The sequence below is a fragment of the Petrotoga mobilis SJ95 genome (genome assembly GCF_000018605.1).
Classification (GTDB): Bacteria; Thermotogota; Thermotogae; order Petrotogales; family Petrotogaceae; genus Petrotoga; species Petrotoga mobilis.
The window spans coordinates 1,075,966-1,092,622 of record NC_010003.1; the positions used below are offsets into that span (position 1 = coordinate 1,075,966).

The 16,657-nt window shown below is 34.1% G+C and carries 19 protein-coding genes; 14 read left to right on the plus strand and 5 right to left on the minus strand.

From position 1 onward, the window contains the following. Positions 1 to 33: 33 nt before the first annotated feature. From PMOB_RS05215 to PMOB_RS05225, 3 genes are read right to left on the minus strand one after another with little or no spacing between them, the layout of a single operon-like run. On the minus strand, positions 34 to 1,437 hold the full coding sequence (locus PMOB_RS05215; protein WP_012208833.1) for an exodeoxyribonuclease VII large subunit: 1,404 nt from the start codon (positions 1,435 to 1,437) through the stop codon (positions 34 to 36). After that, the gene (gene rsmI, locus PMOB_RS05220) at positions 1,409 to 2,089 is read right to left on the minus strand and encodes a 16S rRNA (cytidine(1402)-2'-O)-methyltransferase (protein WP_012208834.1); all 681 of its coding nucleotides are present in this window, start codon (positions 2,087 to 2,089) and stop codon (positions 1,409 to 1,411) included. The genes PMOB_RS05215 and rsmI overlap by 29 nt, the downstream gene beginning before the upstream one ends. 9 nt (positions 2,090 to 2,098) lie before the next feature. Next, positions 2,099 to 2,641: a hypothetical protein gene (locus tag PMOB_RS05225; protein WP_012208835.1), complete on the minus strand. Its 543-nt coding sequence runs from the start codon at positions 2,639 to 2,641 to the stop codon at positions 2,099 to 2,101. Between the two features lie 260 nt (positions 2,642 to 2,901). Between PMOB_RS05225 and acpP the strand changes: the two genes are divergently transcribed. From acpP to hisC, 14 genes are all read left to right on the plus strand, one after another. Next, a complete protein-coding gene (gene acpP, locus PMOB_RS05230; protein WP_012208836.1) occupies positions 2,902 to 3,159 on the plus strand; it encodes an acyl carrier protein in 258 nt (85 codons plus the stop codon). Between the two features lie 85 nt (positions 3,160 to 3,244). After that, positions 3,245 to 4,828: a CTP synthase gene (locus PMOB_RS05235; protein ID WP_012208837.1), complete on the plus strand. Its 1,584-nt coding sequence runs from the start codon at positions 3,245 to 3,247 to the stop codon at positions 4,826 to 4,828. A 19-nt stretch (positions 4,829 to 4,847) separates the two neighbouring features. Continuing rightward, the gene (locus PMOB_RS11015; RefSeq protein ID WP_049755282.1) at positions 4,848 to 5,102 is read left to right on the plus strand and encodes an alpha-amylase family glycosyl hydrolase; all 255 of its coding nucleotides are present in this window, start codon (positions 4,848 to 4,850) and stop codon (positions 5,100 to 5,102) included. A 19-nt stretch (positions 5,103 to 5,121) separates the two neighbouring features. Then, complete coding sequence (locus PMOB_RS05240; protein WP_269207899.1) at positions 5,122 to 6,294, plus strand: alpha-amylase family glycosyl hydrolase; 1,173 nt, start codon at positions 5,122 to 5,124, stop codon at positions 6,292 to 6,294. A 37-nt stretch (positions 6,295 to 6,331) separates the two neighbouring features. Continuing rightward, positions 6,332 to 6,940, plus strand: coding sequence for a transglycosylase SLT domain-containing protein (locus tag PMOB_RS05245; RefSeq protein WP_012208838.1), 609 nt, complete (start codon positions 6,332 to 6,334; stop codon positions 6,938 to 6,940). 311 nt (positions 6,941 to 7,251) lie between these two features. After that, the gene (locus PMOB_RS05250; protein WP_012208839.1) at positions 7,252 to 8,037 is read left to right on the plus strand and encodes an ATP phosphoribosyltransferase regulatory subunit; all 786 of its coding nucleotides are present in this window, start codon (positions 7,252 to 7,254) and stop codon (positions 8,035 to 8,037) included. 5 nt (positions 8,038 to 8,042) lie between these two features. Next, positions 8,043 to 8,666: an ATP phosphoribosyltransferase gene (hisG, locus tag PMOB_RS05255; RefSeq protein WP_407946568.1), complete on the plus strand. Its 624-nt coding sequence runs from the start codon at positions 8,043 to 8,045 to the stop codon at positions 8,664 to 8,666. 51 nt (positions 8,667 to 8,717) lie between these two features. Beyond that, a complete protein-coding gene (gene hisD / locus PMOB_RS05260; protein ID WP_331270671.1) occupies positions 8,718 to 9,848 on the plus strand; it encodes a histidinol dehydrogenase in 1,131 nt (376 codons plus the stop codon). Continuing rightward, positions 9,845 to 10,381, plus strand: a complete 537-nt coding sequence (gene hisB, locus PMOB_RS05265; protein ID WP_012208842.1) for an imidazoleglycerol-phosphate dehydratase HisB — start codon at positions 9,845 to 9,847, stop codon at positions 10,379 to 10,381. The genes hisD and hisB overlap by 4 nt, the downstream gene beginning before the upstream one ends. Positions 10,382 to 10,392: 11 nt before the next feature. Continuing rightward, on the plus strand, positions 10,393 to 10,983 hold the full coding sequence (gene hisH, locus PMOB_RS05270; protein ID WP_012208843.1) for an imidazole glycerol phosphate synthase subunit HisH: 591 nt from the start codon (positions 10,393 to 10,395) through the stop codon (positions 10,981 to 10,983). Between the two features lie 4 nt (positions 10,984 to 10,987). Beyond that, positions 10,988 to 11,692 carry a 1-(5-phosphoribosyl)-5-((5-phosphoribosylamino)methylideneamino)imidazole-4-carboxamide isomerase gene (hisA, locus tag PMOB_RS05275; protein WP_012208844.1) on the plus strand — a complete coding sequence of 235 codons (705 nt, stop codon included), beginning with the start codon at positions 10,988 to 10,990 and terminating at the stop codon, positions 11,690 to 11,692. Further along, positions 11,692 to 12,450 carry an imidazole glycerol phosphate synthase subunit HisF gene (hisF, locus tag PMOB_RS05280; protein ID WP_012208845.1) on the plus strand — a complete coding sequence of 253 codons (759 nt, stop codon included), beginning with the start codon at positions 11,692 to 11,694 and terminating at the stop codon, positions 12,448 to 12,450. The genes hisA and hisF overlap by 1 nt, the downstream gene beginning before the upstream one ends. After that, on the plus strand, positions 12,437 to 13,093 hold the full coding sequence (gene hisIE / locus PMOB_RS05285) for a bifunctional phosphoribosyl-AMP cyclohydrolase/phosphoribosyl-ATP diphosphatase HisIE (protein ID WP_012208846.1): 657 nt from the start codon (positions 12,437 to 12,439) through the stop codon (positions 13,091 to 13,093). Before hisF ends, hisIE begins: the two co-directional genes overlap by 14 nt. After that, positions 13,090 to 14,196 carry a histidinol-phosphate transaminase gene (hisC, locus tag PMOB_RS05290; RefSeq protein ID WP_012208847.1) on the plus strand — a complete coding sequence of 369 codons (1,107 nt, stop codon included), beginning with the start codon at positions 13,090 to 13,092 and terminating at the stop codon, positions 14,194 to 14,196. The genes hisIE and hisC overlap by 4 nt, the downstream gene beginning before the upstream one ends. A gap of 49 nt (positions 14,197 to 14,245) precedes the next feature. On the opposite strand, the gene PMOB_RS05295 is transcribed toward hisC, so the two are convergent. Next, entirely contained in the window at positions 14,246 to 15,412 is a 1,167-nt protein-coding gene (locus PMOB_RS05295; protein WP_012208848.1) for an iron-containing alcohol dehydrogenase, read from the minus strand. Between the two features lie 127 nt (positions 15,413 to 15,539). Continuing rightward, the gene (locus PMOB_RS05300; RefSeq protein WP_012208849.1) at positions 15,540 to 16,640 is read right to left on the minus strand and encodes an NAD(P)H-dependent flavin oxidoreductase; all 1,101 of its coding nucleotides are present in this window, start codon (positions 16,638 to 16,640) and stop codon (positions 15,540 to 15,542) included. Between the last annotated feature and the right edge of the window lie 17 nt (positions 16,641 to 16,657).

Genomic DNA, 16,657 nt, shown 5'->3' on the forward strand with positions numbered 1-16,657 from the left:
CCCTTCGCCCCGCAGCCCGCCCATCTAAAGTTATCACCATTTTTGAATCTTTTCTATGCTAGATTCAGCTTCTCCATCTTTAAATATTAATTTAACCTCGTCTTTTGTTTGTAATTTTTCAACACTATCAATGATCTCTTCACCTTTTTTTACCAAAACTCCGTTATTTAAAAAAGCAGCAAAAGGACTCGACTTAGTGAGCTCTTGAAAAGTACTAAATAAAAGCCTTTCTGATACTTCGAACTTACTTTTCAACTCAGAAACAATTTCATTCGTTGTACTTATTATGTTCTGGTTGTAAGTTTTGATGCTATATTCTATGAACCTTTGAATATAGTCCAACTTGTTGAGAGATATTGATTTTTCACTACTTTCAATCATTTGGTTAACTTTTCTAGTAATATTAAGATGATCCTCGTCCAAAGTTCTGAACAAATTAATTAATTCCCTACTAAGGTAATATTTAATGTTGTTAATCGTATTGAAAGAGAGTAAGTTCTCCATTTGGTAATAAACATTGGTAAAAGAATAGGTTATATTTTTTTCTAGGGTTTCTAGATTATCTGTAAAATAGTTAATTTGATTGACTATATCTCTTGATACTTCCGTAGGTGTTGAATAGTTTTTCCAACTAACAAAATCAGGTATTGTAGAATCTTGTTCATGCCCTATCCCTGTAAGAACAGGAATCTTTCGGTTAAACTTTGCTATAAGAGAACCAAGCTCAAAATCATCAAAATACATCAGGTCGCTTTTTGAACCGCCTCCCCTGATTATAACGACCACATCATAATCGATTCCCGACTTTAAAATAGCAAACAGGGCTTTTTTGATCCCAGGTACCGTTTCTGCACCTTGCATAGGAGCGGGATATAAGTGTACAATAGGAATGAACCTAGAATGATTAATGTTTTTTTGAAAATCGCCAAAACCTGCGGCGGTTGGTGAAGTAATAACGGCTATCTTTTTTATTGGATCAAGTTCTATTAGTTCATGTTCCACTTTTCTTAGAAGATTGCTCTTTTCCAACTTTTCCAATATTTCTTTTTTCTTCTTTTCTATTTCAGAAGCGCCTAAAGGTATTATTGATGAACCAGATACTACATACTTAGCTTCTCTTTTCCAAAAATTAACAACCCCTTGAAACTTCCATCTTTTGTTGAAGAGTTCCCTTTCGTTGTCAATACCGCAATGTTCAAAAACATATGGAACAACAGTTTGGCTGAAAACAACTGTTATTGAATAATTTGAACTTCTCACTCTTTGAGAAAGTTCAATGTAGAGGTCCCCTCTTTTACTGTATTTTGCATGAGTGACATCTCCGATAACCTCGATTTCTTGCCTGTAAAGAGGAGAACTGGTGAATATACTGTTCAAATATTCTATTAACTCTTGTATACTTTCAAATTTAAATTCTTCTTGCTGGGGAAATAACAACGGTCAGCTCTCCTTTCACTTGATCTTTGGATTCAAAAAATTTTATCCCTTCAGAAATCTTCCCTTTAAAAAATTCTTGATACAGCTTCGTCATTTCTCGGGCAACAAGTACATCCATCTCTCCAAAAATTTCCAAAATCTCTTGCAAGGTTTTTTTTATTCTATTTGGAGATTCAAAAAAAACTATTGGATATTCGAACTCTTTTATCTCTCTCAAAAGTCTTCTCAATTTTTTATCCCGAGGTAAAAAACCTAAGAACAAAAACTTCGAAGCAGGGAATCCACTCACAGCTAAAGCAGAAGTTAAGGCTGAAGGGCCTGGCACCACATCTATTGGAATACCTTTTTCCCAACATCTTTGTACTAAGTTAAAGCCAGGATCTGCTAAAACAGGCATACCCGCATCTGATACTAAGGCTGTTATATTATGACTTTCAATCAAAGATAGAACTGTGTCCATAATCTTTTCTGAGTTTGCCTCGTTGAAAGTGAATAACTCCTTTTTGCCCAGTTCAAAATGATTTATCAATTTCAAGGTAACCCTTTTATCCTCCGTGAGTATCAAGTCAGCTTCTTTCAAGGTTTTTAAAGCTCTTAAAGAAATATCTTCTAAATTACCTATGGGTGTGCCAACTAGAATTAATTTCCCCATTTTGATTTCTCACATCCTGATAAGTTTATTTAAATCGCATTCATGTTCCCCTGCAAAGTCAGAATTGTTGTATCCGTCTAAATAAGTTAAGTCTTCCAATTTCCAGAAAATGTCGCCTAAAAAATCCATCAAGAACTTAGTTAAATCAACCTTTTTTCCCTTTTCTTCTATTTCTAGAAGATACATTATCTCCGAAAATTCTTTTTTATACCTTATACAACTATCAGGGTTTAACAACTCATCTACCACTATTTCCGGGTCTTTATTTAAAAGATATCTTTTTTTCATTACCATCCTTTGACTTTTTAAATTATCAAAGTCGATTTCTTTTTCGTTTATAAACCCTTCTTCCTCTTCTCTTAATCCCTTTGTAATTTCCTTTTTAAGATTTGTAGTCCACACTTTTTTGCCCTTTTTAATCTCTAACCGCGTTCTCAATCCATTTTTATCGTACCATTGAAGTATAAGCCATTCATCAAAGGCCTGTGAGACTAATTTTTTAAATATATATTTATCGAGTATTCTATACTTTCTCTCATTTTCATATTTCAATGCAATCTCCTCTTTACTTAACTTGTATATATATAATTATACCATATCAACGCCATTTTCTTTGAAAAACGCTCAAAATCTTGGTAAATATCCTTGAAAAAGAATTTTTAGGTCATAAAAAAGAGAAATTTCATAAATATTTTACTTTTATGAAAATAAGAAACTTGACAAAACCAAAATAACTCATTATAATTGACACGAATTTTATCAATGACCAACGTTCGGAAGATGATAAATTATGGCTAAGGAGGTAAACGAATATGACAAAGGATGAGTTGTTCGAAAAAGTAAAAGAAATAATCGTAGATACATTGAGTGTCGACGAGGATGAAGTTACATTGGATGCCTCATTTACCGATGATTTAGACGCGGATTCTTTAGAGCTAGTAGATTTGACCATGGCTTTTGAGTCTGAATTCGGAGTAACGATAGAGGATGAAGAGTTAGAAAAAATCAAAACCGTTGAAAATGCGGTTAATTTATTATCTGAAAAATTGAACATCGACGATGAGGATTGAATTAATCACAAAAAGAGGGGAGCTTTCGCTCCCCCTTGTTTTTTAAAATATGGTAATTTTTTCTTAAAAAAGAGGTGAAAAAATAATGGCTGAAAAATATATTATAGTAACTGGCGGCGTGCTCAGTGGCATAGGAAAAGGAGTCGTTTCCGCTTCAATAGGAAGGCTATTAAAAGAATTGGGATTAAAAGTCAATTCTTTGAAAATAGATCCCTATCTAAACGTAGATGCAGGAACTATGAATCCCAATCAACATGGAGAAGTTTTTGTGACCGAAGATGGTTACGAAGCAGACCTTGATTTGGGACATTACGAGAGATTTTTAGGAATAGAGATGAAAAGTTTTAACAATATGACAGCTGGCCAAGTGTATAAATACGTTATCGAAAAAGAAAGGGAAGGAAAGTATTTAGGAGCCACCGTTCAGATGGTGCCTCACGTCACCGAAAGAATAAAAGAAAGAATCGAAGAGATAGACACAGAAGTCTTGCTCATTGAAATAGGGGGTACCGTTGGCGATATTGAAGGTGAAATATTTTTAGAGGCAGTAAGAGAGCTATCCTTTGAGAAAGGCCGAGAAAATTTTATGTTTATACATGTAACCTTTGTTCCCTATTTACATGTAACCAACGAGTTTAAAACCAAGCCAACTCAACAATCTATTCAACTTTTAAGAAGAATAGGAATCCAACCAGATATGCTTTTGGTAAGAACGGAAAAAGAGATAGATCTTTCCAGTCTTGAAAAAGTAGCTCTGTTTGGCGGCGTCCCTTTAGAGTACGTTGTCAACCTTCCTGATTTAGCTAATGTTTATGAAGTTCCTCAAATGCTATATGAAAAGAATATTCATGTGCTTATCTCAAGTAAATTGAATCTGGAAATATCAAAAGAAGTAGGAGAATTAAGTTGGAAATGTCCCAAAACATTTAAAAACCTAAAAATTGCTATGATTTGCAAGTATTTAGGTACCGATGATGCCTACAAGAGCATAATGGAAAGTGTTTTTTTAAGTGGCACTAAAAGGCCCGATCTAATCAACTCCGAAGAACTGGAAGAAATGAATGAAGAGGAAATTAGAATACTTTTAAGTAAATACGAAGGTATAATTATCCCAGGTGGATTTGGATCAAGAGGAATAGAAGGAAAAATAAAGGCTATAAAATATGCTCGTGAAAATAATGTTCCTCTTCTAGGGATCTGCCTAGGTATGCAACTAATGGTCATTGAATATGCCAGAAATGTTTTCGACTACAAAGAAGCAAATTCTACAGAATTCGATGAAAATACTCCTTATCCTGTTATAGATTTGATGGAAGAACAAAAAAAGATGTTGAATTTGGGTGGTACTATGAGACTAGGCGCCCAAAAAATTGAAATATTTCCAAACACGAAACTTCACAAGATTTATGGAGAAAAAAATTCTGTCCTTGAAAGGCACAGACACCGTTATGAAGTCAATTACAAAGAGTTCGAGAATATGTTTGAAAAAGGAAAAAATGTTCCTAATAAACTTTCTATTTCAGCTATGACAGATTTCGTTGAAGCCATTGAATTGAATTCTCATCCTTTTTATATTGGCATTCAATACCATCCGGAATTTAAAACAAAAGTTGGAGATCCGCATCCTATCTTCAAAGCATTTATTGAAGCGATTGAAAAAAACAAATAAATGAAAAGGGGGAAAATAAATGACTTTTTATGAATTATATTTACGTTCTTTTTATGATTCAAATGGTGACGGCCTGGGAGATTTACAGGGATTAAAACAAAAACTGGATTACCTTTGTGATTTGGGAGTTGATCATGTCTGGTTCTTACCAATTATGAAATCTCCAGCCTTTCATGGTTATACAGTCTCCAATTTTTTTGAGGTTAACCCTGTTTATGGGGATTTAAAAGATTTAAGAGAGACATTAAACGAGGGCCACAAAAAAAGGTATTAAATTTATCCTTGATCTTCCTATTAACCATGTTGCAGTAACATCAGAATGGTTTCAACGCGCACTTAGGGGAGAAGAGCCCTACAAAAATTGGTTCATTTGGGCTAACGAGAAAGCTGATTTAGAAGAAAAAAGGCATTGGGATGAAAGTAAAATCTGGCAAAAGATAGGAGACAGATATTTTTACGGCATCTTCGGTCCTGCCTCTCCTGACCTTAATTTTGAAAGCAAAGAATTGTGGGAAGAGATAAAAAGGATCTTTAAATTCTGGTTAGACAATGGTTTTGATGGTTTTAGATTGGACGCTGCAAAACACATTTTTGATTTTGACATTGAAAAGATGAGATTCCATTACCAACATGAAAAAAATATTGAATTCTGGAAAGAGATGGTTAGCTATATAAAATCCATAAAAAACGATGCTTTAGTTATAAGTGAGGTCTGGGATGCACCGGAAATAGTAAGAAAGTACGAAGGAATATTCGATATAAGTTTTAATTTTCCTCTTGCAGAGGATTTAAAGATGACGCTAAAGAACGAATCACCTCAGGAACTAGTAGAAACATTGAAAAAATGTATGACAGAGTATCTACCAAATGGTAAGGTTCTATCTATGTCAGGTAATTTTTTAACTAATCACGATATGACAAGGATTCTGTCTGACTTAAAAGACGAGGAGAAAGTAAAGTTAGGTTTTTCAATTCTTTATACCCTTCCAGGGATTCCTTTTATCTACTATGGCGAGGAAACAGGAATGAAAGGCATACCCCTTGACGTTAATTTTACCGAAGACAGTCAAGAACCATTTCATTGGTACGAAAATGGTTTTGGACCTGGTCAAACAGAATGGAAAGGGTATAAATTCAACCCTCCATATTCGGGGGAATCTTTTGAAGAGCAGATAAACAAGAAAAATTCGATTTTAAATATCATAAAAAATTTGATTAGATTTAGAAAGTCTAACCCATGGATTGACGATGCACGGATCGAGATTTTGAATTTTGACCAAAATATGGTAAAATTAAGGTGTTATAGTCAATTAAATGAATTTATAGCTTATTATAACCTAAAATCTTCCAAATGCTCCGTTTTGCTTGAAAATGGAGAAGAATTATTGTCTATTGGAAACAATAAAGCAGCACAAGGTTATGTTGAACTTTCACCTTACGGTGTTTATTTAATCAAAAAAAGTTGAAGGGATTGTGGGGGTCAATTAGAGAGGTGATACAAAAATGCACAAAAAACGATACACTACTATTATAATGCTCTTAACGCTTTCGTTGGCAGCGTTCTCTTTATCCCCCTATGTAAATGTTAACAATCAAGAGGATGTCAAAGAAGATATAACTATTAAAACCGTTTTATTCGATTTTATTTCATCACAATACAAACTAGCAGTCGGGAAAGATATGCCACAAGATAGGTTGCAATTACTTGTTTCCTCCATTATGGAAGCTTCAAAAATCTTTGAAATATCCCCTTTGATGATAGCGGCAATAATAGACACTGAAACAAATTTCAAAAATATTATTGGCAGTTACGGAGAAGTAGGTTACATGCAGCTTAGACCATCAACCGCGCAGTTTGTTGTAAACAAATATTATGACCTTTTTGCAAGCTTGAATTATACTGAAACGAGTTTGGATTGGATTGAAGAAAGACTTTTATTAGATCCTAGGTACAACATACTTGTCGGGACAGCTTATTTGAAGTATTTGATGGAAACTCACGGCGATCCTTACAAAGCCCTAGGGTGGTACAATGGCGGCGGAAATGATTATTACGCAAATAAAGTAGTTTATAACATAAATAAGATTGCCATTAAATATCCCATTATTTAAAAAAGCTATCTGACTTTTGTTCAAACAATTTATTTGATTGACATTGTTGCAAATATATGATAAAATTTTGTTAGTTGGTTTGATTATTTGTTATAAACGGGGTAAATATAATGTCTAATTTTAAAACGAACATCAATCCAAAAACATTGTTTAATTTAAATATTCATCATCATACATGGCGTGGCCGAGTTAACACATGCCATGTATGTTGTCATTTGTAAATCACTGCATACAAGGCTAAATGTAATAACCGGTCACGAGAAATCGTGACCGGTTTTTTATTTTTAAAATACAAAAGAAAGGGGTTTAAAATGAAAAAAGACATCTTTACTGAATCTCAAAAATTATCAAATATCGTTAGCAAAATTAGGAGTGTCCTATTTAAACACGATTTTTATGAACTGTTTCCCCCTTCTATAACAAAGTATTCTGAAAATTTAATAAAGGGGCTGAAATTTGCTGATGGAAGAAATTTTTACCTTTTAAAACCCGATGTGACTTCTTGGTTGATAGACATGGATAAAGTAGAAGAAAAAGAAAAAGTATTTTACATTTCGGAAGTTTTAGATGAAAATTTATCCGGTGTCTGGCAGTTTGGATTTGAAATATTAAATGGAGAAGAAGTCAAAATCGAAGAAGAAATTTTGCGTTTAACCATCGAAATTTTATCACTGTTGGATATAAAAAATTTCTTTATAGACGTAAGCTCAATAAGGAGTTGGGAGAGAATTTTAAAAGCAGTCCCACAATACAGAGACAAAATTTTAAGGGCTGTTGAGTTGAGAAATTTTGAGATCATTGAAAACCTTCCGCTGGATGAGGGGGTAAAAGCATCTATAGCTACTCTTTTCAATTACAGAGGAAAAGAAACAAATATTCCAAAATTAAACACAATAATTAAAAACATTAACGACCCCAGAATATACATAGACCTTGGAACAATGAAATACATGAATTACTATGAAGATGTTGTATTTGAAATTTATTCACCGGATAATGGTTACCTTTTAGGCAACGGTGGCCAATACAAGATAAACGGCAAATATTCGTGTGGAATGGCTTTAAATTTGGATATTATAGGGGAGATGATGAGATGACAACAATATCAGCCGCATTGCCATCAGGAAGATTGCTGGAAGACAGTAAGGCTTTTCTAAAAAAGATAGGTATAAATGTTAAAGAACCTGCGAAGAGAGAGCTTATATCATATGAAAATGGTTATGCCTTTTATTTTCCAAGAGCTTTTGATGTTCCTGTATACGTAGAAAATGGAGTAGACATTGGGATATGCGGAAGTGATGTTGTCCTTGAAAGAAACAATGAAGTGTATATTCCATTAGAACTACCTTTTGGTAAATGTAGAATGAGTATCATCTTACCAGAAAACAGAGAAATATCTTTTCAAAATATGGAAGGATACAAAATAGCGACCAAATACCCTGAAATTACAAAAAATTTCTTTTCTGAAAAGGGTTTAAAGGTGAAGATACTCAAGTTAAATGGAGCGGTAGAATTGGCAGCAAAAACCGGTATAGCGGATGCCATAGTAGATATTGTTGACACCGGGAACACTATAAAAGCAAACAATTTAAAAGAAGCTTACAAGATAATGGATATCTCTGCAGTACTCTTGGTAAACAGGATAACCCAAAAGACGAAGTTCGATTTTATAAACGATTTAATAAATAAAGCAAAGAATTATAAAAATGGGGTGAAAGGGCACTAAAGCAAATCCTACAGTTGCTAAGGTCAGTGCCAAAAATCGAAGGAGGGAAAAATAATGGAATTACAGAGCTACGTTTCACAGATATTAAACGACATTAAAAACAACGGAATGCTTGCAGTAAAAAAGTATTCAAAACAGTTCGATAATTATGATGGTGATTTAGAATTAAAAGTTGAAGAATGGGATATTGACGAAGTAATCCCCGCGCAAGATAAAGAAATTATAGAAAGAACGATTCAAAGGTTAGAGAATTACCATATAAAACAAAAAACAGAAGATATTATGTATTCAAATGAATACAACTCAACTTATGGACTGATTAATAGACCAATAAACAGGATAGGGATCTATGTTCCAGGAGGTAAACCCTTACCTTCGAGTTTGTTGATGGTAGCTATTCCCGCCAAGATTGCAGGGGTAAAAGAAATGTTGATCACTTCCTCTCCAAAAGATGGGTTAATAAACCCTTACATTATCTATATAGCAAAAAAGTTAGGGATAAAAGAAATTTACAAAATTGGTGGAATTCAAGCAATAGCCGCTATGACATACGGCATCGGCATGAAGAAAGTAGATAAAATATTTGGTCCTGGGAACCAATATGTGAATGAAGCAAAACGACAGGTGTTTGGAGAAGTCGGGATAGACAGTTTGGCAGGACCATCAGAAATCTGTGTGATAGCTGATGAGACAGCAAAACCAGAATACATTCTAAACGACTTGCTCTCCCAACTTGAACATGGTTATGAATCTAAAGCTTTCTTGGTCACTACATCAAAAGAATTATACGAATATTGTGAAAGAGAAGGGATAGATAGACACCTTTTCAAAAGTATAGAAGATTGTGCAGCTAAAACCAACGAAATAGCGCCTGAGCATTTAGAGATAATGACAAAAGATCCTGAATCAGTACTACCTCTCATACAAAATGCTGGAGCTGTTTATTTGGGAGATTACACGCCGGTACCGGCGGCGGATTATTTCTTAGGTGTTAACCACGTACTGCCAACAGGTGGTGCAGCACGTTTCTCCTCCGTTTTGAACCTATCAGATTTTACAAAAAAAATATCCATCGCAAAAGTGAGTAAAGAAGAATTGTTAAAAGAGAGATACTTAGGTATAAGAATGGCGGAAATCGAAGGTATGTACCAACACAAAAAATCTATGGAGGTGAGGAAATGAGAAGAAAAACTGACGAAACAGACATAGAAATAAATTATTCTAAAGAATTATTTGTTGATACCGGGGATCCTGTGTTAAATCATTTATTGAAAACTCTATTCTACTACATGGAAAAGGACGTAATCATCAAGGCAAAGTTCGACCTTAATCACCATTTATGGGAAGATATGGGAATAACAATCGGCCAATTTTTAAAGAACGAAGTGGAAGGTAAGAAAATAAAAAGGTTTGGGACCTCCATCTTACCGATGGACGATGCCCTTATTCTCGTTTCGATTGATATTTCAAGATCCTATACAAACATAGATATCAACATCAAAGATGCTGAAAAAGGTTTTGAATTAGGTAACTTCAAAGAATTAGTTCTAGGGTTGTCAAGGTATTTGCAATCAACTATCCATATTAAGCAAATAAATGGTGAAAACGCTCATCATATAATTGAAGCTTCTTTCAAGGCATTGGGTAGCGCTTTAAAAACGGCCCTTGAACCAAGTGACAAACTCGAAAGTACAAATAGGGTTTACGAAGTATAGAGGTGGTAGATATGCAGAAAATAGTCATATTAAATGGTGGAGTTGGTAACTTTTCAAATGTCCAAAAAGCTGTCGGAGGTATTATTAGCAATGAAATAAATGACATAAAAAAAGCAGATAAAATCATACTTCCAGGGGTAGGCTCTTTTGGAATAGTTTCAAATAATATAATTCCTCTAAAAGATTATATATTGGAACATATCGACAAAAACAAGCCTTTCTTAGGTATATGTTTAGGGATGCAACTGTTATTTGAAAGTAGCGAAGAAGGTGAAGGCACAGGACTTTCTTATTTACCTGGAAAAGTGGTTAAGTTTAAAAACATGAAAGTACCTCACATAGGTTGGAACAGTGTTGAATTTTCAAAAGATTCTCTGATTTTTCGAGGAATAGAAAATGGAAGTTTCTTCTATTTTGTACACTCTTATTACATAACAACTGAAGATCAATACACAATTTCATACACAGAATATGAAAGCAGAGGAAAAACCTGTAAATTCACATCAAGCGTGCAAAAAGAAAACGTATTCGGAGTACAGTTCCATCCTGAAAAATCAGGCGAAAAAGGAATTAAATTATTAGAAAATTTCAAAAATTTATAACGAGGTGAAATCTATCAACAACATAAGAATAATACCTGCAATAGACTTAATGAATAAAAAAGCGGTAAGACTCTATAAAGGGAGTAAAAACGAAATAAAAGAATACGGAGATCCCATAGAAATAGCCAAAGAATTTTCAAAATATGTCGACCTAATTCATATTGTTGACTTAGACGGTGCTTTTGAAGGATCTGTAAAAAACTTAGATGTCGTAAAACAAATAATCCAAAAAACCGGGTTGAAAGTTGAACTGGGTGGAGGATTAAGAACTTTTGAGAGCATAAAAGATGCATACGAAATAGGTGTTACTTATGTGATCATAGGTACAGCAGCCTTTAACTTAGAATTCTTAGAAAAAGTTACCAGTGCTTTCAACAATATAACCATAAGTATGGATGTTGAGAACGGAACTTTAAAAACAAAAGGTTGGTTAGAAAACTCACAAATTACCTTAGAAGATGCTTTTTCTATTTTTAAAAAATACACCAACAGATTCATATATACAGACACAAATAAAGACGGAACTTTAGAAGGTGTTTCTTTAAACATAAAAAGATTCTGGCAAGATGAAGAAATAATATACGCCGGGGGTGTAAGTAAAAAAGAAGATTTAAAAAAATTGGAAAATATAGGTTTCGATGGGGCTATAATAGGAAAAGCTCTTTACGAAGGTAAAATCAATTTGCAGGAGTTAAGGGGTGAACAATAATGTTGACAAAAAGAATCGTAGCCGCCTTGGATATAAAAGAAGGAAGAGTCGTAAAGGGAGTACAATTTGAGAACATACGGGACGCGGGAGATCCTGTGGAACTTGCCAAAAAATATGAAAAAGATGGGGTTGATGAGATCGTATTCTTAGATATAACGGCCTCTAAAGAAAAACGCAATATACTCAAAAATCTTGTTGAGGAAATTGCCAAAGAACTATTCATTCCTTTCACCGTGGGTGGTGGATTAAAAACAGTCGAACAAATGGTAGAAATAATAAAATGTGGAGCAGATAAAGTGTTCATAAATTCAGCTGCCGTTGAAAATCCAAATTTAATTAAAGAAAGTTCAAAAATAATAGGGAGCTCCAACGTAGTAGTAGCGATAGATGCAAAAAAAGACGTCGAAAGTGAAAAGTATTACGTATACACACACGGAGGAAGTAAAAAAACGGATTTAGACGCTGTTGAGTGGGCTAGAAAATGTCAAGAGTTGGGAGCAGGGGAACTACTGGTTACTTCTATGAACACCGATGGAGTAAAAAAAGGGTATGACTTGAATTTAACCAAACAAATAGTTGATGCTGTAGAAATCCCAGTTATCGCCTCAGGTGGAGCGGGAGAAGTTAAAGATTTCATCGATGTTTTTCAAATAGGTGCAGATGCTGCTCTTGCTGCATCCATATTCCATTATGGTATCTACACTGCAAAAGACCTCAAAATCCAATTGAAGAAGGTGGGAATAAATGTTAGATTATAAACAAATAATAGACAAATTAGATTGGGAAAAAAACAATGGCCTCATACCTGTAATAGTTCAAGGTCTCGATGGTGACGTATTAACTTTAGGTTATACAGACAAAGAGGCTCTTAGTAAAACTCTACAAACAGGATATGTTCATTATTACTCAAGAAGCAAAGAAAGAATCAGAATGAAAGGAGAAACAAGCGGGAACTATCAAAAATTGAAAGAAGCGTTTGTAGATTGTGATAACGACACATTGCTCTTAAAAGTTGATCAAACAGGACCAGCTTGCCACTTAGGAACGAAAAGTTGTTTTAGAAAAATCGAACAAATTGACAAACTACCTGAATCTAATATAGATTACTCACTAGATTTTCTGAACCAATTAAAGGAAATTATAAAAGAAAGAAAAAAGAACCCAAAAGAAGGATCTTACACAACTTATCTGTTTAATGAAGGAAAGGAAAAAATCTATAAAAAGTTTGGAGAAGAAGCAGTTGAAGTTTTAGTTGCTCCAAATAGGGAAAGAACAATATACGAAACCGCTGATATGATTTATCATTTGTTGGTGTTATTAACCTACGAAGGAATAGATATAGGAGAAGTTGTTCAAGAATTAAAAAAGAGACACTCGCCAGAGGGAGGTAAGCAAAGTTGAAATTCAACCCAATTTTAGAAAGTTTTGAGGAATACAAACCTTCTAATACTTATATCAACGATGGATTCATAGATCTCAGCAAAAATGAAAATCCATTCGACCTTTCTTTAGACCTTAAAAAGATCTTTTTCCAAAAGATAACAGAAACAAACATAAATCGATACCCCGAATTAACCGCTGACAACATCAGACAAAAAATAGCGACTTTCTTAAACTCATATTTTTCAAGATATAATATAGATCTTGACATGAACAACATAGTGGTGGGTAATGGCAGTGACGAGACGATATCTTACTTGGTTAAAATCTTTTCTGGAAAGGATGTAATAATTTGTCCGCCTACATTTGAAATGTACGAATTTTATTCCGTCCTCAATGGCTTTTCAGTAAAAAAAATCCCTTTGAATACCAATTACGAAATAAAAGACATAGATAAAGCCGTAGATGATCAAACGAGTATGATATTCATCTGTTCGCCAAACAATCCTACCGGAAACTTGCAACCCCAAAAAGAGATCTTAAAAGCCTTAAAAACAGGAGTCCCTGTAATTGTTGACGAAGCATATGCAGATTTCTCAAAAATAAGCATGATACAACATTTAAAAGACTACCCAAATCTTATAATATTAAAAACATTTTCCAAAGCGTTCGGATTGGCAGGTATCAGAGCAGGTATCTTAATAGCCAATGAAGAAATAGTTAAACAAATAATGAAAATAAAATCCCCTTACAGTTTCAACGTATTAACTGAAAAGATGGTAGAAACCATAATAGAAAATTATAATCTCATTTTAGAAAAAATTGATTACATCATCGAAGAAAGAAATAAGCTTTCAAAAGAGCTTGGACGAGTTGCCTTAAAAAGTGATGCTAATTTTATACTCTTGGATTTCGATAAAATAGAAGGTATAACAGCTAAAGCTGTTTACAACTACTTTTTAGAAAATAAAATGCTTTTGAGAAGATACTCTGGGACTTTAGAAAATAAAATTCGAGTAACCGTTGGAACCAAAGAAGAAAATCAAAAGTTTTTAGCTCTTTTTAAAGAATTAACTAGTAATTATGATAACAGATCAAGACTTACGAACGTTAAAAAGCAATAACGATAAGAAGAATATCCTTAAAAATGGAAAAAGGGCGTAAAGCCCTTTTTTACCTTGCCAATTTTAAGATATTTAGAACATCTTCCTTGTAAAGTTTTACAAAATTACCGACAGGTCCTCTTTCCGTTGCCTTTTGCGCCATTTCCTCGAATCTGTCATCGGGAACTTTCAATTCTTTCAAGGTGATTGGTAATTTTAAATCTTCTTTGTAATATTTTTCAAGCCTATTAATACCCTCCAAAGCTGTTTTTTCTAAATTGAAGAAATCAGCTTCAACGTTCCAAACATTTACAGCATACCTAGCAAATCTGTTTAAATCGTGCCTATAAACATATTTCATCCAAGCAGGAAATAAGACAGCTAAACCTGCTCCGTGGGCAACGTCGTAAATGCCACTTACTTCATGTTCTATATCATGAGTTGCCCAGTCTTCTTCCCTTCCAGTTCCTAATAAACCGTTATGAGCAACGGTACCAGCCCACATAATTTCAGCTCTGACGTCATAATTGTAAGGATCTTTAAGGGCCAAAGGTGCATTGTGAATTATAGTTCTCATTGTAGCTTCGCTCAATCTATCCGTTAACTCCACATGATGGGTGTTGGTGAAGTATCTTTCCATTACGTGAGTTAACATATCCACCGCTCCAACAGCTGTTTGAAAAGGTGGTAGAGTATAAGTTAATTCAGGATTCATTATTGCAAAAACCGGTCTTAAAATATCGTAATTTATCGATCTTTTATACCATCCATCTTCATTTGTAATAACCGAACCCATACTAGCTTCACTACCTGCAGCAGGTATGGTTAAAATGACACCAACAGGAAGTGCTTCTTTCAAAGTTCCCTTCCCTTCATACAATTCCCAAACGTCTCCTTCATACTTCATTCCTGCTGCTATAGCCTTTGCAGAATCTATTACACTTCCTCCACCCACAGCCAGTATAAAATTAATATTTTCTTTTTTACATATTTCAATCCCTTTTCTCACCAAACTTAACCTAGGATTGGGCTGAACACCCCCCAATTCAACAAACTCAACCCCTCCATTTTTCAAAGATCTTGCAACTTTATCATATAAACCTGTTTTTTTAATACTTCCTTGCCCATAGTGGAATAAAATTTTACCGGAGTACTTTTTTACCTCTTCCCCAACCTTTTCCTCGGCATTTTTTCCGAAGATTATTCGTGTAGGACTTACAAATTCAAAATTTAACATAACGCGACCTCCTCTTTTTTATTTTTTGTTGCCTTTAAAATTTTTAAATTTATACTTAGAACCTCTTCGCATGGAATGAATCTTCTCAACTTTTGTGACTAGCTGAACTCGTCACAAATTCCCGTCTCTATGAGCGTTGAGGAGACGGCTCTTTCACTTTATCTACGTTGATTCCAAAAAGATAGTTTATTACTTCTTGTACCGTTGTAATTTTATCGATTTTGTAACCGTATTGTCCGCTAAAAACAAATCCGTCATCTAAATTCCCCTTTGCCGCGTTAAGCAGCCCTTGGGCTATACAATAAGGAGCATCAACAAAATTACACGTTTTAATACAGTGATAAGGACATTTGAATGGCTTTTTAATCCCTTTTGAAACATCTTCTATAAATTTGTTTTTGATAGCTCTTCCCGGAAGGCCTACGGGACTTTCAATTATTACTATATCTTCTTCTTTAGCATTTATCAAAGCCTCTTTAAATTTTATATCGGCATCACACTCTTGCGTGGCTATAAAAGGAGTTCCTACTTGTATCCCCTTCGCACCTAATGCAAATATTTCATTTACTTTTTCAGGTTTATTGATACCACCAGCAGCTATTACAGGTACTTCTTTATTGTATTCTTTTTTAATTTCCTCACAAAAACCTACTATCTGAGGAACGGTAACTTCGAGTTGAAATTGAGGATTCTCTATATCCATCTTTTTAAATCCCAAATGTCCTCCGGCTTTTGGACCTTCCACAATAAATGCATCAGGAATGTACTTATATTTCATCCACCATTTTTTGAATATTATTTGGGCAGCTTTTAAAGAAGAAACTATAGGAACTAACCTTGTTTTAGATTCTTTATCTAGAAATTCAGGTAAACTTAAAGGCAATCCTGCTCCAGATATTATTAAATCTATTTCTTCTTTTATCGCTGTTTTCACAAGCTCTTTATAATCAGTCAAAACGGTCATTATATTAACGCCAATTATTCCCTTTGTCTTTTCTCTTGCCTTTCTAATAACCTTTTTGAGGCCTTCTATATTAGCTTCTTTCACTTTTCTCGTTTCAGGATTTTCTATTAAGCCGATTCCTGCAGTACCTATTACTCCAATCCCTCCGGCGTTTGCTACCGCAGATGCTAAATTATCAAGGGAAATACCAACGGACATGCCCCCTTGGATTATTGGCAACTTTGGAACTAAACCATTGATGTTTAAAATATTTATTAGATTCACTCTCCTTTTTTGTCTTC